The 23,656-nt window shown below is 48.8% G+C and carries 22 protein-coding genes, 1 tRNA gene and 1 pseudogene; 12 read left to right on the top strand and 12 right to left on the bottom strand.

All coding sequences use genetic code 11. From position 1 onward, the window contains the following. Nucleotides 1-36: 36 nt before the first annotated feature. From ACO6V1_RS05785 to ACO6V1_RS05830, 10 genes and pseudogenes are all read left to right on the top strand, one after another. On the top strand, nucleotides 37-1,842 hold the full coding sequence (locus ACO6V1_RS05785) for a M3 family oligoendopeptidase (RefSeq protein ID WP_422466146.1): 1,806 nt from the start codon (nucleotides 37-39) through the stop codon (nucleotides 1,840-1,842). Between the two features lie 415 nt (nucleotides 1,843-2,257). Further along, complete coding sequence (locus ACO6V1_RS05790) at nucleotides 2,258-4,000, top strand: ABC transporter transmembrane domain-containing protein (RefSeq protein WP_422466148.1); 1,743 nt, start codon at nucleotides 2,258-2,260, stop codon at nucleotides 3,998-4,000. 67 nt (nucleotides 4,001-4,067) lie between these two features. Continuing rightward, on the top strand, nucleotides 4,068-5,855 hold the full coding sequence (locus tag ACO6V1_RS05795) for an ABC transporter ATP-binding protein (protein ID WP_422466150.1): 1,788 nt from the start codon (nucleotides 4,068-4,070) through the stop codon (nucleotides 5,853-5,855). A gap of 121 nt (nucleotides 5,856-5,976) precedes the next feature. After that, nucleotides 5,977-6,348: a hypothetical protein gene (locus ACO6V1_RS05800; protein ID WP_422466152.1), complete on the top strand. Its 372-nt coding sequence runs from the start codon at nucleotides 5,977-5,979 to the stop codon at nucleotides 6,346-6,348. Nucleotides 6,349-6,357: 9 nt separating this feature from the next. Beyond that, nucleotides 6,358-6,977 (top strand): annotated as a pseudogene (locus ACO6V1_RS05805) (hypothetical protein). Nucleotides 6,978-7,038: 61 nt separating this feature from the next. Then, a complete protein-coding gene (locus ACO6V1_RS05810; protein WP_422450155.1) occupies nucleotides 7,039-7,539 on the top strand; it encodes a GNAT family N-acetyltransferase in 501 nt (166 codons plus the stop codon). 190 nt (nucleotides 7,540-7,729) lie between these two features. After that, complete coding sequence (locus tag ACO6V1_RS05815; protein ID WP_422450156.1) at nucleotides 7,730-8,428, top strand: Type 1 glutamine amidotransferase-like domain-containing protein; 699 nt, start codon at nucleotides 7,730-7,732, stop codon at nucleotides 8,426-8,428. Nucleotides 8,429-8,532: 104 nt separating this feature from the next. Then, nucleotides 8,533-11,607, top strand: a complete 3,075-nt coding sequence (locus ACO6V1_RS05820) for an efflux RND transporter permease subunit (protein WP_422466154.1) — start codon at nucleotides 8,533-8,535, stop codon at nucleotides 11,605-11,607. Continuing rightward, the gene (locus ACO6V1_RS05825; protein ID WP_422462383.1) at nucleotides 11,604-12,662 is read left to right on the top strand and encodes an efflux RND transporter periplasmic adaptor subunit; all 1,059 of its coding nucleotides are present in this window, start codon (nucleotides 11,604-11,606) and stop codon (nucleotides 12,660-12,662) included. The genes ACO6V1_RS05820 and ACO6V1_RS05825 overlap by 4 nt, the downstream gene beginning before the upstream one ends. Before the next feature lie 213 nt (nucleotides 12,663-12,875). Continuing rightward, a tRNA-Lys gene (locus ACO6V1_RS05830) sits at nucleotides 12,876-12,951 on the top strand. Between the two features lie 49 nt (nucleotides 12,952-13,000). On the opposite strand, the gene ACO6V1_RS05835 is transcribed toward ACO6V1_RS05830, so the two are convergent. Next, nucleotides 13,001-14,314: an NAD(P)/FAD-dependent oxidoreductase gene (locus ACO6V1_RS05835; RefSeq protein WP_422466156.1), complete on the bottom strand. Its 1,314-nt coding sequence runs from the start codon at nucleotides 14,312-14,314 to the stop codon at nucleotides 13,001-13,003. 118 nt (nucleotides 14,315-14,432) lie between these two features. Further along, the gene (locus ACO6V1_RS05840) at nucleotides 14,433-14,672 is read right to left on the bottom strand and encodes a DUF3094 family protein (protein WP_422466158.1); all 240 of its coding nucleotides are present in this window, start codon (nucleotides 14,670-14,672) and stop codon (nucleotides 14,433-14,435) included. Between the two features lie 186 nt (nucleotides 14,673-14,858). Here ACO6V1_RS05840 and ACO6V1_RS05845 point away from each other — a divergent pair, with 186 nt between their 5' ends. Beyond that, nucleotides 14,859-15,635: an SAM-dependent methyltransferase gene (locus tag ACO6V1_RS05845; RefSeq protein ID WP_422450161.1), complete on the top strand. Its 777-nt coding sequence runs from the start codon at nucleotides 14,859-14,861 to the stop codon at nucleotides 15,633-15,635. Nucleotides 15,636-15,674: 39 nt separating this feature from the next. Here the strand turns inward: ACO6V1_RS05845 and ACO6V1_RS05850 are convergent, their stop codons facing one another. From ACO6V1_RS05850 to ACO6V1_RS05860, 3 genes are all read right to left on the bottom strand, one after another. Further along, nucleotides 15,675-16,484: a hypothetical protein gene (locus ACO6V1_RS05850; RefSeq protein ID WP_422450162.1), complete on the bottom strand. Its 810-nt coding sequence runs from the start codon at nucleotides 16,482-16,484 to the stop codon at nucleotides 15,675-15,677. Between the two features lie 183 nt (nucleotides 16,485-16,667). After that, nucleotides 16,668-17,678 carry a nucleoid-associated protein gene (locus tag ACO6V1_RS05855; RefSeq protein ID WP_422450163.1) on the bottom strand — a complete coding sequence of 337 codons (1,011 nt, stop codon included), beginning with the start codon at nucleotides 17,676-17,678 and terminating at the stop codon, nucleotides 16,668-16,670. A 128-nt stretch (nucleotides 17,679-17,806) separates the two neighbouring features. Then, complete coding sequence (locus ACO6V1_RS05860; RefSeq protein WP_422450164.1) at nucleotides 17,807-18,409, bottom strand: TetR/AcrR family transcriptional regulator; 603 nt, start codon at nucleotides 18,407-18,409, stop codon at nucleotides 17,807-17,809. Nucleotides 18,410-18,579: 170 nt separating this feature from the next. On the opposite strand from ACO6V1_RS05860, the gene ACO6V1_RS05865 reads away from it, so the two are divergent. After that, nucleotides 18,580-19,125, top strand: a complete 546-nt coding sequence (locus ACO6V1_RS05865) for a thioredoxin family protein (RefSeq protein WP_422466160.1) — start codon at nucleotides 18,580-18,582, stop codon at nucleotides 19,123-19,125. 4 nt (nucleotides 19,126-19,129) lie between these two features. Here the strand turns inward: ACO6V1_RS05865 and ACO6V1_RS05870 are convergent, their stop codons facing one another. The 7 genes from ACO6V1_RS05870 to ACO6V1_RS05900 form a co-directional block, all read right to left on the bottom strand. Next, a complete protein-coding gene (locus ACO6V1_RS05870; protein WP_422450165.1) occupies nucleotides 19,130-19,738 on the bottom strand; it encodes a tRNA-uridine aminocarboxypropyltransferase in 609 nt (202 codons plus the stop codon). A 109-nt stretch (nucleotides 19,739-19,847) separates the two neighbouring features. Then, a complete protein-coding gene (locus ACO6V1_RS05875) occupies nucleotides 19,848-20,123 on the bottom strand; it encodes a DUF406 family protein (RefSeq protein WP_422462375.1) in 276 nt (91 codons plus the stop codon). Nucleotides 20,124-20,259: 136 nt separating this feature from the next. Then, entirely contained in the window at nucleotides 20,260-21,321 is a 1,062-nt protein-coding gene (locus ACO6V1_RS05880; protein ID WP_422450167.1) for a hypothetical protein, read from the bottom strand. A 232-nt stretch (nucleotides 21,322-21,553) separates the two neighbouring features. Further along, nucleotides 21,554-21,802, bottom strand: a complete 249-nt coding sequence (locus ACO6V1_RS05885) for a DTW domain-containing protein (protein ID WP_422450168.1) — start codon at nucleotides 21,800-21,802, stop codon at nucleotides 21,554-21,556. Nucleotides 21,803-21,911: 109 nt separating this feature from the next. After that, complete coding sequence (locus ACO6V1_RS05890; protein WP_422450169.1) at nucleotides 21,912-22,187, bottom strand: DUF406 family protein; 276 nt, start codon at nucleotides 22,185-22,187, stop codon at nucleotides 21,912-21,914. Nucleotides 22,188-22,288: 101 nt separating this feature from the next. After that, nucleotides 22,289-22,756 (bottom strand): YjiG family protein, encoded by a 468-nt coding sequence (locus ACO6V1_RS05895; RefSeq protein ID WP_422462373.1) that lies wholly within the window; start codon nucleotides 22,754-22,756, stop codon nucleotides 22,289-22,291. 2 nt (nucleotides 22,757-22,758) lie between these two features. After that, complete coding sequence (locus ACO6V1_RS05900; RefSeq protein ID WP_422462371.1) at nucleotides 22,759-23,448, bottom strand: nucleoside recognition domain-containing protein; 690 nt, start codon at nucleotides 23,446-23,448, stop codon at nucleotides 22,759-22,761. Nucleotides 23,449-23,656: the final 208 nt, after the last annotated feature.

Genomic DNA, 23,656 nt, shown 5'->3' on the forward strand with positions numbered 1-23,656 from the left:
GGGATTTTTTATGTGAAGGAAATCATGAATATCAAAATGGATAACTCAATCCCGGTATGGGATAACACTCACATTTATCAGGATTTTAACGATCCGGCTCTCAAACAAGACCTTAAAACTATCACCGAAATATGCGATGCATTGAGCGACAAAGCTTTAGCACTCGATACCGGCAATGAAAATACGGTGGTTAAAATACTGGTTGAGGCTATTAAGCTTGATGAAAAAGCCAGTATTCTGTGTTGGACCGCTTCCACCTTCGCCAGTTCAGCCAGCAGTGTCGATGCTAAAAATGAAGATGCATCCAGGCTGGATGCCAGAACCAATACACTGAGTGCCAGGATTGACCAGGCATTTAAACCTTTTAAACAGTATTTGCTAAAAGCGTCAGATGAAGTATTGCAGCAAGTGTTTGCTGATCGCGCAGCAGCGAGCTATCAGTTTTATTTTCAGCATGAAAGAAAACGTAACGCACATTTGTTGTCTACCGATGAGGAAGTGGCGATCTCCGCCCTGTCAGTGGACGGCCTGCATAGCTGGTGGCGTCTTTATAATGATCTGAGAGGTTCATTGCGATGCCAGGTCGGCGACCAGGAAATGGGCCTTGCCGGTGCATTTAATCTGACATTGCAACATGACCCGGTAAAACGTAAACAGGCATGGGAGGGTATCCAGAACGCCTGGCGTAGCCGTGAGGAAACAGCTGCCGCGATTCTCAATGCGGTCAATGGCTGGCGGAATGAAGAGAATCAACTGCGGTCAAACATTGAGCCAGTTCATTATCTGGATGTGAGTTGTCATCGCCAAAAGATTGAAAGATCAACGTTAAGTGCCTTGATGGATACCACGGAATCCCGGATGAGCATTGGTCATCGTGCCCTGAAGGGAATGGCAAAAGGGCTGGGTATTGGTCAACTGGAGCCACAGGATATTTTAGCGCCATGCCCCAAATTAAATCATGATCTGTCCGGGAGTTATCACGCTTTCTCAGATTCCATTGATCTTATTTCAGATGCCTTCAGCCAATTTGACCCGGAAATGGGTGATTTTGCCAAAATGATGTATCAGAAGGGGTGGATTGATGCCAGACCTTCCAATAACAGGGCCAATGGTGCGTATTGTTCAAAGTTTCCCGGCGCCAGGGAACCTCGAGTATTTATGACCTGGGATGGGGCCATTACCAACGTTATTACTCTGGCCCATGAACTTGGCCATGCCTGGCATAACTGGGTTATGAGAGATTTGTCGTTTGTAGAAACGATCTATCCATCAACCCTGGCCGAGACGGCAAGTATCTTTGCTGAAACGCTTGTGCGTGATGCTTTGGCCAGAGAGGCGAGTAATGATCAGGAAAAACTGGCAACGTCGTGGGAAGATGCAAAAAGTGCCGGTTCGTTTCTGATCAATATTCCAGCCCGGTTTGATTTTGAGTCAAAACTGGTGGAGTCAAGAATGCAGGGCTATGTCCCAGCCAGTGAATTGTCAGCAATGATGAGTGAGAGTTGGGGTAAATGGTATCAAAACAGTGTGTCAGGCTGTGACTCTATGTTTTGGGCTGCAAAAATGCACTTCTCAATATCGGGAATGAGCTTCTACAACTATCCATACTTGTTTGGTTATTTATTTAGCCTCGGTATTTATGCCAAGAAAGACCAATATGGTGATCAATTCAGCGATGTTTATCGGGCCGTAATGATGGACACAGGCCGTATGACCTCAGAGGACTTGATAAAGAAACATTTTGATCAGGATATCCGTCAACCGGAGTTCTGGCATGCGAGCCTCGACATTGTAGAAAAACAGGTGGTCCGTTTTGAGGAATTACTGGACAACATTGCCTGAGACAGGTTGAAAGCAAAATAGGCATCAGGAATAATACTTATTCCTGATGCCTCAACCTTTGCGACAGGGAATCAAATAAACGGTCAAAAGCTGATAACAAAAAAGGTCAAGGAGTATTCCATGATTAATACCGCCCAGAAACTCACTATGACGACGTTTGCCATTGTGTGCATCCATGGACTTGTCGCTGTGGACAGTATGGGTGGTCTGCTAAACCCCCTGCCATAGGATAGCTGCACATCTTATTAACGCTGTTTTCTTTCAATCAAACCAAGTGTTGTTGTCAGCTGTCTTGTCTCGAACAGTATTGCTGTTCCCATCGGTTTTGACTGTTTGGTGAATACATGACCCTGACGTATTCATTTCTTAGCCTTTTATCGGCTGAATTTAGTAGTTAAAAGGCATTGGGGGATACATGTCTATTTTCTGGAACCTGGGATGGTTCTTTAAGCAACACTGGCTGCGTTACAGCTGTTGTGTACTTTTTCTGATTCTGGTGTCGCTGGCAGAGTTGTTGCCGCCCTGGATTATTGGTGATCTCGTCGATGAGGTGCAGCAGGGCAGCATTACTTTTGCCAGTGTTTTGCAGTCATCGCTGCTTATTGCCTTTATTGGTCTTGTCATATACGCCCTGCGAAATGGCTGGCGGATTATACTGTTTGGTGGAGCGATTGAGCTGGGCAGGGTTATGCGTCTGCGTTTATTTCATCACCTTACCCGGATGTCGCCGGAGTTCTATCAGCGACACAATACCGGTGATTTGATGGCTCACGGGACCAATGACGTAAGAGCCATTGAAATGACAGCGGCAGAGGGCGTGCTTACTCTGGTGGACTCCATGATTGCCGGTTCTGCGGTGATTATTGCCATGGTTCTGGTGTGCGGTTGGGAGATGACCGTGGCTGCGCTGCTGCCTTTTCCGGTCATGGCCTGGCTGATGTTCAGGTATGCGGGCTTACTGCATTCCCGATTCAAGCTGGCCCAGGAGGCGTTTTCCGATCTCAATAACCGGGTTCAGGAAGCGGTTTCCGGAGTGCGGGCGATCAGGGCCCATGATTTGAACCGTTCACAGATGCAGAAGTTCGCAGCTCAATCAGAAACTACCGTCGCTGCCAATATGCAAGTGGCCCGGATTGATGCGATGTTTGATCCGACGATTTCCATTTGTGTGGGTGTTTCTATCCTGGGAAGTCTGGGTTTCGGTGCATGGCGCATTGACAGCGGCCTGATGACGCTCGGTGAACTGACGACATTTACCATCTATCTGGGGTTACTGGTCTGGCCAATGTTTGCCTTTGGCTGGCTGTTCAATATTGTGGAAAGGGGGAATGCCTCGCTCAACCGCCTTCAGTCATTGATGGGTGAAAAGCCCGGTGTGTTTGATAGTGAATTCGAGACAGTTAAAAGCCTGGATGGTGATATCCACTTTGACATTAAAAACTTCACCTACCCGGGTGCCGATAAGGCGGCTTTGGGGCGGTTGTCGCTGAAACTGAAGAAAGGGCAGTTTGTCGGTATTTGTGGCAGAACTGGCAGTGGGAAGTCCACCTTGCTGAGGCTGCTGTTACGACAGTACGACGATGCTGCCGTGAGTGTTCAGTTAAATGGTGTTGATCATCAACAGTTTTCGCTGGATCAGCTCAGAAGCCGCTTCGCCCTGGTGGCTCAGGAGCCGTTTTTGTTTTCTGCGACCATTGCACAAAACATTGCTTTTGGAAAACCGTTGGCCAGCCGTGCAGAGATTGAACGGGTTGCCAGGCTGGCCTGTGTCCATGACGACATCGTCCAGTTTAAAGATGGTTATGAAACCATGCTTGGTGAGAAAGGAGTCAACCTGTCCGGTGGCCAGAAGCAAAGGCTGACCATTGCCCGGGCATTACTGCTGGATGCGGATGTTCTGTTGTTTGATGATGCTTTTTGCTCTCTGGACATGCAGACTGAGGCGAGAATTCTCGACAACTTGATAACCTCAGGTCAACAGAAAACCATTGTTCTGATTACCCAACGACTGACTAACTTGAACAAGGCGGATCAGATTGTGGTGCTTGATCAAGGCAGAGTCAGCGAATCAGGGGCACACAGGGAGCTGATCACCGGGAATGGCTGGTACGCCAGAATATTTAAACGTCAGTCTCTGGAAATAAAAACATCAGGGTGACTAAGTAGCTGGCCATATGGTTAGCTACTTAACTCTGTCTTCCGGGCCTTGGGAACTGGGTGGAAACGTGTTGGAAAGGAATAAGAACAATAAGCAGCAGTTTATACGGCTGTTGAATTATGGAAGACCCTACCGGCGGCAGCTGGTGCTCAGTCTGTTGCTTATGTTACTGGGTACCGGTGCCACGCTCTATGCGCCGGTATTAATGAAAACGTTTATTGATGACCATGTGGTTCCCCGTGACTGGGATCAGAATGCCCTGATCCTGCTAGCGGTTGGTTTTATGGCAATGTACCTGATGGCCGCTGTGATGAGCTGGTTTGAAGCCATGCTGTTTCAAAAGGTGGCGCTGTCGGTAGTACACGATATTCGTCGTCAAGTGTTTAATCACCTGTTCCGGTTACCGATGGCTTTTTTTGACCGGGAGCCGGTGGGCAAGCTGGTGTCAAGGGTGACTAACGATACAGAAACTGTTCGGGACCTGTTCGTTCAGGCACTGCCTGATACCATCAAAGGTGTTGTCACCATTATTGGCGTCATCATTGCCATGTTTTTGCTGGATGTTCGGTTGGCACTGTTCTGTCTGGGCATTCTGCCCATTATTGTTGGCTGTATTTATCTTTATCAGAAATACAGCCATCCGGTGTTTCATGCATCCCGCGCTGTGCTCAGTGATATCAACACCCGGATTAATGAATCCATACAGGGGATGTCGGTTATTCAGGTATTGCGTCAGCAGAAGCGGGTCAGTCAGCAGTTTGAAGATACGTGTCAAGAGTATCAGCGGATTCAGAATCGTCTGGTGATCATTAATGGCGTGCTCTTGAGGCCAATGGTCCATTTTGCTGCCATGTTGGCGCTTGCATTAATGGTCGGTGGCTTTACTGGTCAGGCATTGAGCGGGCCGGTAGAGATCGGGTTGCTTTATGCGTTTATAAACTATCTTGATCGTATGTTTGAGCCATTGACCCATATCACCATGCAGATGCAGGTTTGGCAGCAGTCAGTAGTTTCTGCTGAGCGGGTTTTCCAGTTGATGGATGAACCGGTTGAGGATAGACCGGAGCGTAAGAATGGTGTGGTTATTCAGCGTGGTCGTATAGCGTTTCGTGATGTTGAGCTGTCTTATGATGGGGTTAACAAGGCATTGGATGGTATCAGTTTTACCGTTGAGCCCGGGCAATTTGTCGCACTGGTTGGCCATACCGGCAGTGGGAAAAGTTCCATTGTTAACCTGTTAATGCGGTTTTATGAATACCAGAAAGGTTCAGTGCTGATAGATGACCAGCCCCTGGCTTTATTTTCCGAACAGACCTTGAGAGACAGCCTTGGGCTGGTGTTTCAGGAGCCTTTTGTTTTTCAGGGCAGTATTGCTGAGAACATCCACCTGGGAAAGGCTGACATCTCTGATCAAGGAGTAAAAGAAGCGGCTAACCGGGTTCAGGCATCTGGCTTTATAGAGCAGCTTCATGATGGCTATGAAGAGAAAATGGGGGAACGTGGGCAGTCACTGTCAAGTGGTGAGAAACAGTTGTTGTCGTTTGCCAGAACGCTGGCCCAGGACCCTGCGATTCTGATCTTGGATGAAGCCACTGCCAATATCGATAGTGAAACCGAGCTGTCGATCAAACAGTCGTTGTTTACCCTGAGGCAGGGCAGAACGACGTTAGCGATAGCCCACAGATTGAACACTATTGAAGACGCAGATCTGATTCTGGTGATGGAGCGAGGCAAAATAGTTCAGCGTGGAACTCATCAGTCACTGCTGAAAGAGCCGGGGTTGTATCGGGATATGTTTAAGGCACAGCGGGATGTTGTAGTGCAGGAGTCTGAAAGGTTGTCGCTGGTCAGTTAAAGTCTATCAGGCCTTTTGCAACCGTATTTTTGCAAACAGACAGATATCGTCGTTTAAAATAAACCGAAATTATACACTGATTGTTTAAACCATATGGATCAGGAAACGAAGAGTTAAGCCTATGAAGTTGCAACTCCTGACAGTTGCTATTGTCGGTACCGCGTTAATAACAGGCTGTGCAGTTAGCTCCCATCATTCTCTTGAGAAGCACGAGAAAGTAGCTCAGGCCCCTGAGGTTTCTGGTATTGAGTATGACAATATGGATTCGTCCGTGCGTCCGCAGGATGATTTCTGTCGTTATGTGAATGGTCAATGGCTTGATAAAACAGAGATACCGGAAGACAAATCACGCTATGGTGCCTTCAGCAAACTTTATGATGCACGACAATCTGAAGTGAATGCGCTCTATGTGAGTCAATCCGGGTTGGGGCTTCCTGATCGGGACTACTACCTGGAAGAGGGGGAGCGATATAAGGCTATCCGGCAACAATAGCGGGATTACATGACCGAACTTTTGGTCTTGGCGGGTCAACCAGAGCCGGAACAAGTGGCAACGGGGATTATGGCGCTGGAAACAAGGCTGGCTGAAGTTCAGTGGTCTCGCGTGGAGCGACGTGATCCGATAAAAGCCTACAACAAAATGACAGTAGCTGATGCCAATCAATTAATGGGGGATTTTGATTTTTCCCGGTATCTCCGGCAGGCCGGTGTTGATGTTGACCAGGTCATTGTGCGTCAGCCGGGCTACTTTAGAAAACTGTTGTTCATTATCAGCGGTACTGATATCTCGACATGGAAAACTACCTGACATTCCATACGTTAAACAGTTATGCGTCGTCTTTAAGTGAACCCTTTGCCCAGGTACGTTTTGATTTTTACGGCAGAACGTTAAGAGGTATTGAAGAGCCTGCACCACACTGGAAGCGGGGTGTTGACTCAGCGGATGATGTACTTGGCGAACTGTTGGGTAAGGAGTACGTGAAAACGTACTTTCCACCGGAAGCAAAAGCCAGAATGTCAGTGTTGGTTGATAACGTTATTGATGAATTCTATAAAGCCTTTGAGGTGGAAGAAGGTGATGGTATGTACCGTAAACCAGAAGACCGGGTAAAGATCTGGTAATATCAGTCGTGCTTTCGCCTCCTGTCAGGTTTAGGAGGCCATTTAAAAAGGAGTTTGCTCAATGGCTGAAATTATTGTCAGATCCGTAGAAATGAACGATGCGGATCATCTCAGAAAACTCTACGAGGGAGAGCGGGCTTATTCCGGTACAATGCAGCTCCCACGACCATCTCTGCAGCTCTGGGAAAACCGCCTGGAGAAGAGCAATCGGGAAAGTGTCCATCAATACGTGGCAGAAATAGATTCGAAAGTGGTTGGTTATCTGTTTCTGGATAATCCACCCAATCCGCGACGACGCCACGTAGGTTATCTCGGAATGGCCGTTCATGATGACAGCCAGGGGCAGGGGGTTGGCAGTGCCTTGATGGCAGCCATGGTGGATCTGGCAGATAACTGGCTGAACCTGCGAAGAATGGAGTTGACGGTGTTTGTGGATAATGAACCTGCAATTAAGCTCTATAAAAAATTTGGTTTTCAGATAGAAGGCGAGTCACCGGATTATGCTTTTCGAAACGGTGAGTATGTTGGTGTTTACCATATGGGCAGGATTAACAAACGGTAATTGAGCTTGTATGACTTTTTGCCAGAAATCAAAGAGCAGATTAGGGAACCAGTGGCAGGTACGTTATCGGGCACTTTCAGCCTGAGGAGGCTGGAAGTGCCCGATTATAATAAAAAGTTGCCACCAACGGGATTGGTCAAAATCAGATGCTTACCCTGAAATACAAGAATTAATAAAAGACAGTGAATTTATGAGTAGTCAGCAGATTATCGCTCTTGGTGGCGGTGGATTTTCCATGGAGTCTTCACCGGTACTGGATGATTATATCCTTCGGCAAGGTGGAAATAATCCGAGGATTTGTTTTCTAGGCACAGCATCCGGTGACAGTGAGAGTTATATTACTCGTTTTTATCAGCGTTTTGCTCAACGGGAGTGTCAACCTTGTCATCTTGAGCTGTTCCGAAGAGATGGCCGGGATATTGAGGCTTTTCTTTGCTCACAGGATGTGATTTATGTTGGCGGCGGAAACACGGTCAATATGCTGGCTATCTGGCAGCTTCATGGTGTTGATCAGGCGCTGAAAAAAGCATTGAACAGTGGAACCGTGCTGTGTGGGTTAAGTGCCGGTTCAATCTGCTGGTTTGAAGCAGGGGTTACTGATTCCTTTGGCGGTGATTTGCAGCCATACCCATGCCTGGGCTTTTTACCAGGAAGCCATTGTCCACACTATGATGGTGAAAAAAACAGAAGGCCTGCCTATCAGGAATTGATTAAACATGGTCGCCTTTCCCCGGGTATTGCAGCAGATGATGGGGTTGGTCTTCATTACATCAATGGGGAATTGAGTCGAGTAGTGTCTTCAAGGCCGGGTGCTGCAGCATATCGTGTGGAGATGGAGGCGGGGCAGTTAGTTGAGACTCGTCTGGTTAGAGAATTGTTAATCGAATGAAGGAACTGAACGTGTAGCTGGTTGATCTCAATATGGGGAGACAACAGAAAGACTATCACCTTTATATGTAGATTTTTTGAGATAAAAACAAGAACTAAAGTAATATGAACCTGACCCGCTTCTCCATCCACAACCCGGCCGTGATTGCTATTGCGGTTGCGCTCACTTTCCTGTTTGGCCTGTTGAGTATACGTCAGCTGCCCATTCAGTTGTTTCCTGATATTGACCGTCCTCACTTATCGGTAGAGGTGTTCTGGAGGGCAGCGGCACCGGAGGAGATAGAATCAGAAGTCACAGATCCACTGGAACAGGCGCTTAAAGGTCTGCCAGGGTTGAAGATGATGGAAAGTGATTCCGGCAGTGGACGTGTTGAAATTGATATGGAATTTGCCCTGGGCACGGACATGCAGGAAACCTTGCTTGAGGTGATCAATCGCCTGAATCGGGTTTCTGGCCTGCCAGACAATATCCGTGGACCGTTTGTCAATAATAGTGGCTCCAATGACAGCCTGACCTGGTTTTTTCTTCAGCAGTTACCGGGCAATGATCGTTCCATTAAAAGCTATCAGGGGCTGATTGATTCCCGGGTGAAACCGGTGCTGGAAAGTATTCCCGGTGTTGCTGGTGTCGCTGTCCGTGGCGAAGGGGAACAGCAGCTGGATATTGTTTTTGACCCATGGCGTGCCGCAGAGCTTGGGGTCACTATTCCTGAACTGGCAGCTCGTGTAGCCACCGGTTTTGATGTCTCCGGCGGTACCCTGAATATCGGGCGCCGTGAGTATAAACTGCGGCTGGCGGGTAAATATGAGATTGACCAGCTGGGTGACATGGTGGTGTCCTGGCGTGACGGTTTGCCAGTGTACCTTCGTGATCTGGCAGATATTTCAATAAGCCGGGGTAAGGAGCGAACGCTGCGCATTCAGAATGGCAACCCGGCCATTGGCATGCAGATTTTCAAAGAGTCTGGTGCCAATGCCCTGGATGCATTACTGGGCATCAAGTCAGCAGTTAAAAAACTGAATGACGATGTGTTGGAACCTGAAGGGGTGAAGATGGTTCAGTCCTTTGATGCTTCGGTATTTATTCAGCGCGCCCAGGATATGGTCAGTACCAACCTGCTCTTTGGGATTTTGCTGGCCATCGCCGTTCTCTGGTGTTTTTTGCGGCGCTGGCGGGCAACGTTGATTATTGCCATGTCGATCCCTGTGTGCCTGATGATTACGTTGGGTATTCTGTTTTTCACTGGCCGTACCTTAAATGTTATTTCTCTGGCCGGGCTGGCATTTTCTGTTGGCATGGTACTGGATGCCGCCATTGTGATGCTGGAAAGCATCGTACGACAGAGGGAGAACAGTAATATCGAACCAGTTAAAGCGGTGGAAGTGGCGTCGTCCAGGGTATGGGGCGCACTGCTGGCATCAACGCTGACGACGATCGCCATCTTTCTTCCCGTTATGCTTCTGAATGATGTGGAGGGGCAGCTGTTTGCTGACCTTGCCCTGACTATTGCGGTTTCGGTGGCTGTTTCATTGTTGATTGCCATGACGGTGCTGCCCACCGCTGCCGCACGGTGGTTACCACAACAGGAATTTAAAGACCACTACCGCCATATCTGGCAGGGAATAAGTGACTGGATTGTTCGCCTGACCTCAACCAGCCGTCGCCGCTGGCTGATTATTGTTGTTCTGATGGGGCTGCCAATCGTATTAACCCGTGTTGCTATGCCCCGAATGGATTATCTGCCGGAAGTTAAACGGGATGCTGTTGACGTCTGGTTTAATTTTTCTCCGGGAACCAGTGTCTCATCGGTTAAGGAAGAGGTGGTTCCACTCCTGATTGAACGGCTTAAACCGTATATGGAAGGTACTGCTGAGCCAGCATTGAAAAATTATTACTTTATTCTGTGGCCCGGTGGCGCAACCATGGGGATTCGAGCGAAAGACCAGAGCCAGGTGAAAGTGCTGGAAAGGTTGGTCAGACAGGACATTGTCAACGATATTCCCGATGCAACGGCTTTTGCCCGCCAGGGCAACTTGTTTGGCAATTATGGCAGTGGTAATGGCGTCAATCTTGATCTTCAGTCAGATAACCTTCCCGGGCTTTATACCGTAGCAAAGCGGGTGATTGGGCTAATACAGGAGGAGTTGCCCGGTGCTGATGTACGGCCTTTTCCCGGGCTGGATTTTACTGCACCGGAACTAAGGCTTTTGCCGGATGATCGTCGCCTTTCTGAAGTGGGTTGGTACCGGGGCAGTCTGCCAGTGATCATACAGAGTCTGGGAGAAGGCATTCATCTGGGAGAATATTTTGATGGCCAGGAGAGCCTGGACATTATTATGCGCAGCAATGAAATCCGCTCCCCCCAGGTGTTGGAAATGACACCGTTGATGACCCCTGCCGGGTTTGTTGTTCCTCTTGGTGAGCTGTTGTCGGTCGAGCCCAGACTGGGGCCGGAAAGTATTCGCAGGGTTGATCAGCGACGGACGCTGACCCTGTCAATTTCACCAACCGATGATATGACCCTGGAAGACACACTGGATTTTGTCGAGCAGACCATTGTCCCGAAAGCGTCTCAATTGATTAAAGACGGGATTAAAGACGGTGGCCAGATAAAAATTTCCGGTAATGCTGATAGCCTCAAGCAAGCGATTAACAACTTACTGAATATTTTTATCTTTGCACTGTTGATTTTAATGATCCTGCTTTGGGGGTTATTCAGGTCCTTCAGAGACACGCTGCTGGTCATCCTGACGCTGCCACTGGCCACGGTGGGTGGTTTGCTGGCGATGGTTTTATTGAATGGTATTACCGCTCAGCCCATGGATCTTTTGACCATGGTCGGCTTTATTATTTTGCTGGGGCTGGTGGTGAATAATGCCATTCTATTGGTTCATCAGGCTCGAAGTGGTGAACGTTCAGGAATGAACAGAAAACAGGCGGTCCAGCAGGCACTGGTTAGCCGGATGCGCCCGATATTTATGACCACATTGACCAGTATCTTTGGCATGTTGCCGCTGTTATTAAGTCCTGCAACGGGCAGTGAAATATATCGTGGGTTGGCAGCAGTGATTATTGGCGGCATGACCATCAGTACAGTCTTTACATTAGTGCTGCTTCCGAGCCTGTTACGGGTCGGGGAAAAAGAGGTGGCTGATACCAAAATGGAGTCAAGCGCATGAAACGATTACGTCTGAACGGTATGTTGATCCTGCTGGTGCTGGTTGCTCCCGTTAGCTTCGGTTCTACCGCCGTGACCACGGCTGTGGTGGAAACTCATTATTCAGCCCCTGTTCATTGGTTGAACGGCTCTGTAATCAGCCGGGAGAGTGCCAGGATCAGTGCAGAAGTGAGTGGTCGTATTGTCTGGCTGGCGGATTTTGGACAACCATTGCAAGCAGGTGATCTGCTGGCCAGAGTGGATGATGCAGCGCTAACACTGGAAGTGGACAGTCAAGAGCTGGCAATGCTCAGGGCCCGTGAGAAGTTTGAGTATTTGAATAAAGAGCTTGATCGTCTTCAGGCATTGCATAAGAAGAAAAGTATTTCAAAAAGTGTGTTGGATACAGCTGAACATGATTATCGGATTGCCAAACTGGATTGGCAGCTGGCTACTGTGAATCATAAGAAGGCGCTTGATCAGTTGCAAAGAACCAAGATACGAGCACCGTTCGCCGGAGTGATTAATGATCGAATGTCGGCTGCTGGTGAATATGTCTCTATTGGTGACCCCCTTGTCCAACTGATTAATACCGGACAGATTGAGGTGAAGGTTCAGGTGCCCATTGAGCTTTCAGGCTATCTGGATGAGCAAAACTTGCTGGAGATCCGCGACGGTGAAAAAACTTACCAGTCACAGTTGATTAACCGGGCGGGGGCGGCAGATTCAAAGTCCAGGTTAATGGAGGTGCGTCTCAGCCCGATTGACGTTAACTGGGCTCCCGGTGCTCCGGTGAAGGTTGCCATACCACTGAAAAAACCGCTGAAAGCATTGAGGGTTCCCAGGGATGCCGTGGTCATGGACGGTGGTGGGCATAAGGTTGTTAAGGTCATCCGGGAAAGCGAGGTTTATCAAGCGCAGCCTGTGGCTATTGAAGTGCTGTCTGGCAGTGAGCTGTATGTAACGATACGTGGGGATGTGTATCCCGGTGATCGGGTGGTCGTACGAGGTGCCGTTGGTTTAAAGGCTGATGATGTGGTGACGCTGGTTGATGGCGAGTTAAAGAACGCTGGATGATTTCAGGATTTCTACCGTGCAATAAACTGCTCCACAATTCTGGCAGATCACTTTATTGCCGGACGGATTGCGGGAATTACTAAGTGAGACTTTCGTGCTTTGGGCTTTACAAGGTCTATGGGAATGGGTAACATCACCGCCGTTCTGGTTCGCAGTGAGTTGTGGACGGGGAACCACTGATTCTGTCTATCAGCCTGTGGCTGGTGCAAAAACGGGTCGTTAGCTCAGTCGGTAGAGCAGTTGGCTTTTAACCAATTGGTCGTAGGTTCGAATCCTACACGACCCACCATTTTCCAGTTTTTTAGCCGTTGGTGAACTATTTGCCAGCAGCTTTTTTGTTAGTGAAGTTTAAGCTGTGGTCGGGTTGTCCTGCTGATCAGGTCCTTCAAAATCAATGTTCCGGTTCTCAGTTTGCCAAAGAGTGTCATCTGGTGCATCCGGTACAGGCTGATGTAAAACCATTTGGCCAGTGTTCCCTCAATCATCATATCGCCGGTAATGGCACCCATCAGATTGCCCACGGCACTGAAACGGCTCAGGGAGATCAGCGAGCCGTAATCCTGGTAATTGAATTCCAGCGCTGTGGAGCCATTGGCTTGGGCTATCAGGCTTTTGGCCAGCAGGGAGGCCTGTTGATGGGCCGCCTGTGCCCGGGGAGGGATGGTAATATGTTCATTTTTACTATCGGTCAGGGTGCAGCTTGCACAGTCGCCCATAGCGTAGATTTGATCGTCCAGCGTCGTTTGTAAGGTGGAACGGACAACCAGTTGATTGATCCGGTTGGTTTCCAGACCATCTATACCGGACAGAAACTCAGGTGCTTTGATCCCCGCTGCCCAGATTCTCAGGTCGGATTCAATAAACTCACCATCACGGGTGGTTACACCGTCAGCCTTGATTTCGCTCACCATCTGCCGGGTCATTACCCGAATTCCCATTTTGCTTAACTGCTTTTGAACACTGTTGCTGATTCGAACCGGCAGTGCAGGCAGGATTCTTTCACCGCCCTCGATGATGGTTACTTCCAGATCCTCCGGCTTGATGGCATCCAGTCCATAGTGGGCCAGTTCAATGGCGGCAAAATGGAGTTCTGCGGCCAGCTCCACGCCAGTGGCACCGGCGCCAATAATGGCAATGCGAAGCCTGGTGCTTTCGTTATTGCTTGCCTGGGCGTGAAGATAGTGGTTAATCAGGGTGGTGTGGATTTTCTCTGCCTGTTGACGGTTATCCAGGAACAGGCAGTGCTCCCTGGCACCGGGTGTATTGAAGTCGTTGGCGGTACTGCCGACGGCAATAACCAGCTGATCGTAGGCCAGGGTGCGGGCAGGCACCACCTCGTGACCGCTGGCATCCTTAACAGGGCTGAGTCCGATGGACTTTTCAGCGCGATTCAGGCTGGCCATCTTGCCGGGAATAAATTTGAAGTGGTTCCATTTGGCCTGTGCCAGATAGCTTAATTCATCCTCAAAGGCATTAAGGGAGCCAGCGGCCACTTCGTGCAGGAGCGGTTTCCAGAAATGGGTATTATTGGCATCAATCAGGATGATTTCAGCGCGCTTTTTTTTGCCGAGTTTCCTGCCCAGGCCGGTGGCCAGTTCAAGTCCTCCGGCTCCACCACCAACGATCACGATTCTATGGAGTTTGTTCTTCACATTTATTCCAGTTTTTTCTATTAATTATGTATGGCTGTTATGGGGGTTGTTATTGTTTTACCGGAGAGCCGAACTTACTGTTCGTTTTTTGCCTGCGTTCTGGTTGCAGGTCATCCTCTCAGTCAGGTAAAACCAGGTAGCCGATGATCCGGCTTAAAACACCAAGCACTACAATAACAACCGTTAGCCAGGCCATCAGGCGCAGAGGCTTGAATGGCGAACGCTCGACTTCATTAACCCCTTCTTTTAAATACTGATCAACCCGCTGCTGGTCTTCAGGAAACAGCCGTTTGGGTTGTTGGGCGGAACTGGCAATGGGCTTTTTATCGGCAACAGGCGCTGAAGTATCTTGGCTCATGGTCATAACTCCCTTTCTTCAGCCCAAACATAGTACATTCTGAGATCGGCGGAAAGGTGATGGGATGGTTTTTGACCGATTTATCAATCTGCCCGGCGACATCGGGTATTTTGCGTTCCGGGCAATGGCTGTTATTAATATAAGGGCGGGGCACTTTCGAAATCACTTTCGGTCAGAGGCAAAGGCATGGCATTTAACAGGGAGTTGTTAATACTGGCTTTCCGACAATGGCGTTATCAGTGGCGACAGAGTTTCAGGGAGCTGAAGCGCTATGGCAGAAACCCACGGTTTGTTTTTCCATGGTTATGGTTGAAGCTCAGTTATCTGCTGGATAGTCCGTACGCGGTCAGTCGTCGTTATCAGCGTCGTATCAAGGCGGAGAACATCTATGTCTACGGTGAAACTCCCTTGACCAGCCTGGAGTTAATTGCGGAAAGATCAGGCGTGAGCTCGGACGATCATGTGTTTGAGCTTGGTGCCGGGAGTGGTTTTACCAGTATCTGGTTGCAGGGGGTTAAGGGGTGTCAGGTTACCGCTATTGAGCAGATTCCATTGTTCTGCTGGCGTTTGCAGCGTACCAGTCAGCGTATGCGGTTGCATGGCATTGATGTTCGCTGTGAAGACTATCTGACGTCGCCACTGGAAAGCGCATCAATTATCTATCTGTATGGCTCAAATCTTGATGATCATGTCATAACCGGGCTGGCAGAGCGCCTGGCTGAACTACCCGCTGGCATCAGGATTATTACCGTCAGCTATGCGCTGCAACCATTTCTGCATCAGCAGGCGTTTAAGGTGACTGATCAGTTCACGGTGCCTTTTGAGTGGGGTGAAGCGGAGGTGTTTCTGCAGGAAAGGATGTCGGCAACTGAAGTGCTGACGATTATGGCACCAGGGAGTCATGAGTCAGACAGCTATTCTTGTATCGTTCCGGAGAGCGGTATGGTAGAGAATGAAGAATGATGCTTTTGTACGTGATAGCCGTGGCTGAAAAGCGCTTATTTACAGCATACGTTGGACGGAAGAAAGCCTGCGAACAATCCGTTTGCCATAGCGCACAATCAGATCAGGTATCTTCCGTTCCGGAAACCGCTCAAAACTGCTGTGAATAAACGACCAGGCGGCGTTTGCCTGTTTGACGGGTACCATGGCGTGGGGATGATCACCTAACTCATCATTAAAAGCTGTCATTCGCTGATGGAACCGGTTGGCCTGTGCTTTCAGTTGCATTTGGTTGGTATTGGTGATCTCGGTATTTTGTTCTGAAACCAGCAGGTTCAGGTAGTCTCTGGTCATGTATTGCATCAATAGCGCTTGCTCCAGAAAGCGCAGATTGGCCTTGTCTCCAGCCAGGACGTCGGTGACTTTTTGCCTCAGCAGCAACAGCTGGCGATCCATTTTCGCCAGTACCCGCAGTAATGAGGTTCCAGAGGGGGGGGCAGAACTGGCTGGAATGGTGCTCAGCCAGGTAATGTGTTTGTTGACCACCGGCCAAAGGGATACGACGGTGACCAGCAGTTTATTGGCTTCAGGATCATCAAGGCTTTCTGGCAGCGTATTGATGGTGATGTTGACTGATTGCTGTGCCAGCTGCAGTGCGTTTCTGGCATCCTGATCGAGAAAATCCAGCTGCAGGCGGTGAATGCTGATCAGTATGTCGTTGAGCATTATTTGCTGCTGGATAATGGTGGCAGGAGATAGGGCAGGGGATTCTTTTTCGCTCGCTTTTACACCGAATGCCAGCAGGATTGTGGACAAGGTGATGACCGTTGTTGCACGAAAAGCTGCACGAAAAACTGCACGAAAAATCATAGTGGCTTCCGGGTTGTTTTTCATCAGGTGTTTATCGGCAAGCGGGATGCTTGCTGTAGGAAGCAGACCTGAATACCCTCTGCGAATAAAAGCGTGTGCAGTGTGATGCAGGCACCCATCCCTGGGCGTCAGATCAATCCCTTGTGTTTATTTGTAGCAAATTTGTTCTGGTATGGATACTGCTTAATTCTGCTTCAGCTGTGCTTTCAGTTTGTCAGGAACCCCGGTGATGATCAGTTGATCGTTGGTTTCATCGTAGCGAATCTGCCCGCCCAGCAGCTCGGCATCAAAAGAGAGGCTGAGTCCCTTGCTTCGCCCGGTATAGCGTACCAGCTGGGTCAGCTTGCGGCGTTCAGGGGACATGGGGGTGCTCATGTCATAATCCCGGGTGTTGACAAAGCGGGCAAAGTCATCCGGGCCAGCTTCGCTGAGGTGGCCTGTCAGCTCCTGCATTGACAGACTTTCCCCTTCATCCAGTTTGTTCTGGCAGTAATCATAAACCTGCCGTTTTACAATCGTGCGGTTTTCTTCTACCGGTTCTTCTTGGCAATACGCCTCCACAGCCTTGAGAAGGGTGTCCGCTTCGTCTTTGCTGCTGCTGGTTTCACTGCAGCCAATCACCTCCTGGAATACGGTACTGAGACGTTTGCCCCCTTTTGGCCGGAGAAACGATAGATAGCGCCCCGCTTCCGGGTTTTTCTGCCAGTCGGTAATGTTGATGCGACAGGCCAGGGACATGCGAGCAGTGTCCAGATAGGACGTGTCCTGAATGGTCAGCTCATCAGTAATGGTGACACTGTTCTGGCTGCTGAGCATGCAAAGCAGCAGATAACGAGTCAGGCCCTGTTGATAGTCTGCGAACATCACGTAGCCACCATTGATGGCTCCGGCCTCACTGAGGTTTTGCCCAAGGCTGGTCAGTGTTTCTGTGGTGAACTGGGTAAAACCGGCGGCCTGTTCATCGGAGCCTTGATCCATATATTGCTTCAGGCGTTCGGGAAAACTGTCCTCTGCCAGATCGGAGAACTGGCCATAACACTTATCGGGTTTTTTATTATAGGTTTGCAGCAAGTCATCCAGTACCAGCTCCAGAGAGGGGGAGGAGACCAGGCTCTGGGAAGCTGGAGTGGGCTGTAACTGCTCTGAACCATGGGCAAGGTCCAGTTTGTGCACAATAATCTGTTTGATGGTCATGACTTGATGCTGGAAAGTCCGAATTGATAGCTCGATATGGTACAGGGATTCTGCGTGTTTTGCTTTACTCGACAAACTCCCGGCACGGCCTGAAGGTGGGTAATGGATCAAGTTCATTATGGCAGGCATTACTGGTGCGGGATGGAAGTAAAGAGGTTATTCAGGCTCTGCCTGACCTGTTTGTCCAGGGCATGCTGATTCGGGTTCACTTTGGCCATCAGCTGAATGCTCAGATACAGGTTCAGCAGCTCGCTGGCGATAACTTCATGATTAATAGTAGCGCTGCTGTTTTTTTTCGGTTCTGTATATTTCTCAATAAAATCAATAAAGCCTGTTCGCAGCATCTGGATGCCTTTCTGCACCCGTTCTGATGCATCGGACGGCAGTAGATGGAGCTCATTGCTGGTGGTCACCAGGAAACAACAGTTGCGGTAGCTGGCCTCCTGACCATGACGATAACCGGAGGTAAAAAAGCGTCGGAGATCCAATAGCGTGGGACTGTAAGCCAGGTACTTATCGATTCTTGGTTGCAGTTGCCATTCAAGGTAGTGATCAAGAGCACAGAGAAATAATTGCTCTTTATTCTGGAAATGATAATAAAGGCTACCCGGATGCATATCGGTAACCTCTTCCAGTTGCTTCAATGAGCAGGCATAGAACCCCCTGGACCAGAAAAGCTCAAGGGCATCGCTTAGCACCTGTTGTCGATTGAACGAGGATGATCTTCCCATAGGCTTACTATTGATTATTGTCACTCTAAGTTAGCAGAGTTTTGACCTCTGTAAACAGTCCCTGTGGTGCCAGGGCATGGCTTATGCCATGATTCCGTTGAATTGCAGAAACGTCGCGGACCACCATATCCACTATGGTTAAACAGGTTAAATAACAAAGGTGATACATCATGGCGCTCACACCCTCTTCTATGGTTGAACTTGGTTTTCAGGCTCCGGATTTCAGTTTGCCGGATGTTTTTTCCGGGACCGAAAAAACTGTGGCTGAGGTGGCCCGAAGTAAAGGGCTTCTGGTGATGTTTATCTGTAACCATTGCCCTTATGTTGTGCATATTGACGAGGGGCTGGTGGCATTGGGCAAAGAGTTTCACGGCACGGATCTGGGCATTGTCGCGATCAGCGCCAATGACGTGACCGATTACCCCCAGGATCGCCCTGAGTTGATGGCCCAAAAGCCCTATGGCTTTCCGTATCTTTATGATGAAACTCAACAGGTGGCTAAAGCCTATCAAGCGGAATGTACGCCAGACTTTTTTCTTTTTGATGGAGATTTGAAGTGCGTTTATCGCGGACAGTTTGATGGCTCAAGGCCGGGGAATGGTAAACCGGTGACAGGAGATGATCTTCGCAGTGCCATGACCGCTTTGCTAAAGGGCTTGCCAGTCAGTGAAGATCAAAAGCCCAGTGTCGGTTGCAACATCAAGTGGCGTAAATAGTTACTCAACCATTTCTCTGCGGATAATTTTTCTTGAAAATCTCCTGCCCCATGGCGTTGATTTGCTGGTCAATCATCAGGCTGAATGTGTCCAGAAGCTGCTGATGTGCCTGGCTATCCCGGCTGGCCTGACGCAGCAGGGTAACCGCTGCTTCTACCGTTGATAAGGCACCTTCTCCCGGTGCTTTGCGAATGCGATAGTCGGATATGGCAAGCTCGGTGAGCTCAATACTGGGGAGTTGTTGCAGTTGTGGGTTGCGGTAATAGATCTTTTTGGCCTTGCGCCAGGTTCCATCCAGGATGATCAGTGCTTCCGGCATCGCTGTTCGCAGAATATCCTGGCTGGCGTGGGCATTAGCCCCGGGAAATAGCAGATAGCAGTCCTTTTCTGCCAGCGTTGTTTGGAGGTGTGTATGATCGGAAAAATCTTCCCCCACCCATACCTGGCAATTACCGATGCCCAGCTCCAGAATGCGAGCCGTATTCAATGGGTGCCTGGACTCCCGGGGATGCTGCAGAATAATTATATCCATGCAGGCGGTTTCTTCTTTTAGCGCTGAACAGTAACACTGCGTTTCCGGGCGTTGGCATCGAGGGCATAGGGGTCTGGGCATGAGTGTTAATGTCTGGCTTATGTTCGGGAGGCCTGGCAAGGACTGCGAGGTGGATAGCCAGCGAACAGTTTATACCATTCGCCCGGTGACTGTCTTTTTGGCTGGAGAATCAGGCGTTCTTCATCTGAAAAATCAGTTTTTCAGCGGTGCAGTCAAACTCAAACATGGCGCGAATCACGGTCTGACCATGTTCATCAATGGTTTCAGCAGAGATTTTGCAGTTGCCGGAACCGATTTTTGCCGCCTCTTCTTTCAGGGCATCAAATCGTGATTCAGCATTGACGCCAGAAAGATCGATCGTCAATACGGTATCGTCTTCTTTAATAACGGTGCCAACTTCTACGCAGTTACAGGCAAGGCTTTCAAATGGATCTTTCTCATTCATGGCTACTACTCACAAAAATACAGTCGTCCAGACAAAAAAAGCCGGGAAGTCCCCAGCTTTTTTATTGTTGAATCTGGATCATAGCGTTGAATAAAGATTCACACCAGCAGATTCATGACAAACGTGTAGTGTATCATCAAGCCATCAAGGATTGATCACGTCTTTCTTGTTCTTGCCGCCTGGAAATTACATAAAACTGATCCGCTACTCCGACCCGGTAGAGTGCACTATGGCAGCGTTTGCAAAAAACAGCCAAATGACCCAGACATTCATATATGGATCTGTTTGATAAGGAAGATATGTCAATACCAGGTTGTTGCTTTCTTGTGAGGGCAATGCCTTCTAAGACATATTCATGAAATGGCTGGCCAACACCATTCCTGTCAAAATCACTGATTAGCTCTTTTAATGCACCATTTCTTTCTAAACGGTAGGGATTATCTTTAAGGTAGCTATAGATGTGATCAAAAAAGCTTTTTTCCTTTTTCGCAGTGTGGCTTGCATAAAACTCTCTTCTTTCATCCGAGAGCTTGGCAAAGTTAGCTGACTTATCGAGCTCCAGTTCGTTGCCGACAAACTTTTCTTCCAGTTGACGAAGATGGTGAGAATCAATGGGATACATTTCTAAAACTCGACCCAGATAACCAATCATTCCATCATCGTAAACAAGCGTGTCACCGATAAGATTTAAGGTTTCAATAGAACGCTTCTCTTCTGGTAGCAAGTATTGACGTAATCTCGCTGCACCATTGTAGTTTTCATCTTTCGTGTACGCGGTGGCGACCCAATCAAAAAAAATATCGAACATTTCAAAGTATGGATGGAACGCCTGCCAGTAAAAATCATCTCCGAAGATATCTTTTTCATAAGGGCATTTGTGAAAACTCAAATAATCATTGAATAATTCGAGAGTCCATCCGGAAGAGCGAGCTGGTGCTTGCCCGGGAGTTGCTGCAGGAACCAAATCTGATGCAGTCTGATTTGCTGAATTGTTCGGAGGTAATTCTGTAACATGCCGACTGGACAGGGGCTGCTGCGCATAATCTGTACCGTAAGGGGGATTTTGTCCATCTCCGACCTGATGGAGTTGGCTATCGGTGTTGGTACTCCATGTTTCAGTCGCAGGTTCCACATTTTCTTCAGCTGCTAACTGATTGCTCCAGCGCGCAGGGCTGGTAAAGTTTAATGTACGATCCATGATCAAAACCTTTTTATTTGAGTGGTAGAAGGAAATCACTGCAACCAAGTCTGCAATTATGCTGCATAGTCGTATGGGTTAACTTGTGCCAAGCCTCAAGCATCATAAACCTCAGTCAGTTCAGGGTCTCAGCTTTACTTATCTTTAAACAAAAACAACTGGCAGATCGCCATCCCATAGCTAAAGCAATTAGGATAATACAAACATTCTTATTAGCGTCATGACAGAGGTGTTAGCAATACTGTACATTAAAGACAGCAAAACTGTTTCGCCTACACATAGCTGATCTAAAATCTTCACCCACCCATACCTCGCAATTACCGATGCCCAGCTCCAGAATGCGAGCCGTATTCAATGGGTGCCTGGACTCCCGGGGGTGCTGCAAAATAATTATATCCATGCAGGCGATTTCTTCTTTCAGCGCTGAACAGTAACACTGCGTTTCCGGGCGTTGGCATCGAGGGCATAGGGGTCTGGGCATGAGCGTTAATGTCTGGCTTATTTTCGGGAGGCCTGGCAAGGAGTGCGAGGTGGATAGCCAGCGAACAGTTTATACCATTCGCCCGGTGACTGTCTTTTTGGCTGGAGAATCAGGCGTTCTTCATCTGAAAAATCAGCTTTTCAGCGGTGCAGTCAAACTCAAACATGGCGTGAATCACTGTCTGGCCATGTTGATCAACGGTTTCAGCAGAGATTTTGCAGTTACCGGAACCGATTTTTGCCGCCTCTTCTTTCAGGGCATCAAATCGTGATTCAGCATTGACGCCAGAAAGATCGATCGTCAATACGGTATCGTCTTCTTTAATAATGGTGCCAACTTCTACGCAGTTACAGGCAAGGCTTTCAAATGGATCTTTCTCATTCATGGTAACTACCTTCACAAATATAAAGTCATCCAGACAAAAAAAGCCGGGGAAGTCCCCGGCTTTTTTATTGTTGAACCCGGATCATAGCGTTGAATAAAGATTCACACCAGCAGATTCATGACAAACATGGCCATCAGGGAGTTCAGGATGCAGATGCCAAACAGGACAGGGTAACGGCGACCCTCCGTCCCGATAACACCAAGAATACGTCCAGCGTATTGAATAGTGGAACCCATCAGGTAGATAGCAGGTGCCAGAATGGCAATGTCGCGGGCGTGCAGGGCGCCTTCATTCAACAGGCCTACGGCAACACCAACGGCACCTCCCATGGACATAACCGCTGCCATCAGTACGGCAGCCCCTTCACCGGGTACTCCAAACAGCGCCATAACCGGGCCAAACACGGTGGCCAGAACTTTCAGAAAACCGGTCAGAGACAGAATCTTGATGATCACGAAGGCCATCATGATATTTGGGATAATGCTCCCGATACCAATGCCCCAACCCTTACGGGCGCCTTCAACAAAGACGTCAGTGATCATCTTTTTACTTTCAGGTGCAGCACTCATGATCAGTTAGCCTCCGCAGTGATTGCTTTTTCGCCGGATTTCTTGTCAATGGCCTTGAGGTAGAAACGCATAATGTTGGCACCGACGATTTTAAAGATAAACATTACCGCCAGGGCCAGACCAATAGAACCGGGAACGGCAGCGCCCGTGGTGTCAGACAGGGTGAACAGTATCGCACCGGAACCGAAGAAGTTGACGATCAGTGCACCTCCGGAGAACTGGAATGCAGTAAAGACATCTTTTTCTGTGTCAGTCAGTTCGCCTTCATCCGCCAGGGATTTGGTCAGGCCCGCACCCACGTCGGTGGACTGCAGACTGCCGATAATGGCCAGACCGGTTGAACCGGGAATACCCATCAGAGGACGAAGCAGGGGTGTCAGCATTTTACGGGCAGCTTTCAGCGCGCCATAGTGCTCAAGCACTGCAATCATACCCAGGGCGAACATGGCCGTTGGTACCAGACCCAGGGCAAACAAAAAACCATCGGCCGCACCGCTACCACCCACACCACGGAAAGCGGCCATGCCACCCGTGGCGTCTTTCATCAGCTTGCCAAAGCTGCCGTTAAGGGTGGTGAAGTCAAAGACACCGTACCACTCATTTGACTTCAGAAGTCCGGAAAAGAACACGACAGCAAATGCCAGTGTTATATAGGCTCCAATGGAGACCTTCTCCTGGTCATCAGTTTTCATTGTTTCCCCCTGGGATATTTACAAGCGTTGTAGAAATCAGAGTTAAAACTTGCATTGCCTGAGAGCTTATAAGTCTGCTGTGGAAGATAGAATCAGGGTTAGACGCAGTATTTCGTACTTTGGTTTCGGTTCTTACGAGGCAGTGTTCCCATGTCAGTGGACTTGCGCTTTGCTGATAAAAACGACGGTGTTTTACTGTGTTGAACAT

Source organism: Endozoicomonas sp. ALC013, assembly GCF_049310205.1.
Taxonomy (GTDB): domain Bacteria; phylum Pseudomonadota; class Gammaproteobacteria; order Pseudomonadales; family Endozoicomonadaceae; genus Endozoicomonas.

Bases quoted from the DNA above. Each gene is read 5' to 3' on its own strand.
- ACO6V1_RS05785 (WP_422466146.1), top strand. From the start codon at position 37: ATGGATAACTCAATCCCGGTATGGGATAACACTCACATTTATCAGGAT.
- ACO6V1_RS05790 (WP_422466148.1), top strand. From the start codon at position 2,258: ATGTCTATTTTCTGGAACCTGGGATGGTTCTTTAAGCAACACTGGCTG.
- ACO6V1_RS05800 (WP_422466152.1), top strand. From the start codon at position 5,977: ATGAAGTTGCAACTCCTGACAGTTGCTATTGTCGGTACCGCGTTAATA.
- ACO6V1_RS05810 (WP_422450155.1), top strand. From the start codon at position 7,039: ATGGCTGAAATTATTGTCAGATCCGTAGAAATGAACGATGCGGATCAT.
- ACO6V1_RS05815 (WP_422450156.1), top strand. From the start codon at position 7,730: ATGAGTAGTCAGCAGATTATCGCTCTTGGTGGCGGTGGATTTTCCATG.
- ACO6V1_RS05820 (WP_422466154.1), top strand. From the start codon at position 8,533: ATGAACCTGACCCGCTTCTCCATCCACAACCCGGCCGTGATTGCTATT.
- ACO6V1_RS05825 (WP_422462383.1), top strand. From the start codon at position 11,604: ATGAAACGATTACGTCTGAACGGTATGTTGATCCTGCTGGTGCTGGTT.
- ACO6V1_RS05840 (WP_422466158.1), bottom strand. From the start codon at position 14,672: ATGAGCCAAGATACTTCAGCGCCTGTTGCCGATAAAAAGCCCATTGCC.
- ACO6V1_RS05845 (WP_422450161.1), top strand. From the start codon at position 14,859: ATGGCATTTAACAGGGAGTTGTTAATACTGGCTTTCCGACAATGGCGT.
- ACO6V1_RS05850 (WP_422450162.1), bottom strand. From the start codon at position 16,484: ATGATTTTTCGTGCAGTTTTTCGTGCAGCTTTTCGTGCAACAACGGTC.
- ACO6V1_RS05855 (WP_422450163.1), bottom strand. From the start codon at position 17,678: ATGACCATCAAACAGATTATTGTGCACAAACTGGACCTTGCCCATGGT.
- ACO6V1_RS05860 (WP_422450164.1), bottom strand. From the start codon at position 18,409: ATGGGAAGATCATCCTCGTTCAATCGACAACAGGTGCTAAGCGATGCC.
- ACO6V1_RS05865 (WP_422466160.1), top strand. From the start codon at position 18,580: ATGGCGCTCACACCCTCTTCTATGGTTGAACTTGGTTTTCAGGCTCCG.
- ACO6V1_RS05870 (WP_422450165.1), bottom strand. From the start codon at position 19,738: ATGCCCAGACCCCTATGCCCTCGATGCCAACGCCCGGAAACGCAGTGT.
- ACO6V1_RS05875 (WP_422462375.1), bottom strand. From the start codon at position 20,123: ATGAATGAGAAAGATCCATTTGAAAGCCTTGCCTGTAACTGCGTAGAA.
- ACO6V1_RS05880 (WP_422450167.1), bottom strand. From the start codon at position 21,321: ATGGATCGTACATTAAACTTTACCAGCCCTGCGCGCTGGAGCAATCAG.
- ACO6V1_RS05885 (WP_422450168.1), bottom strand. From the start codon at position 21,802: ATGCCCAGACCCCTATGCCCTCGATGCCAACGCCCGGAAACGCAGTGT.
- ACO6V1_RS05890 (WP_422450169.1), bottom strand. From the start codon at position 22,187: ATGAATGAGAAAGATCCATTTGAAAGCCTTGCCTGTAACTGCGTAGAA.
- ACO6V1_RS05895 (WP_422462373.1), bottom strand. From the start codon at position 22,756: ATGAGTGCTGCACCTGAAAGTAAAAAGATGATCACTGACGTCTTTGTT.
- ACO6V1_RS05900 (WP_422462371.1), bottom strand. From the start codon at position 23,448: ATGAAAACTGATGACCAGGAGAAGGTCTCCATTGGAGCCTATATAACA.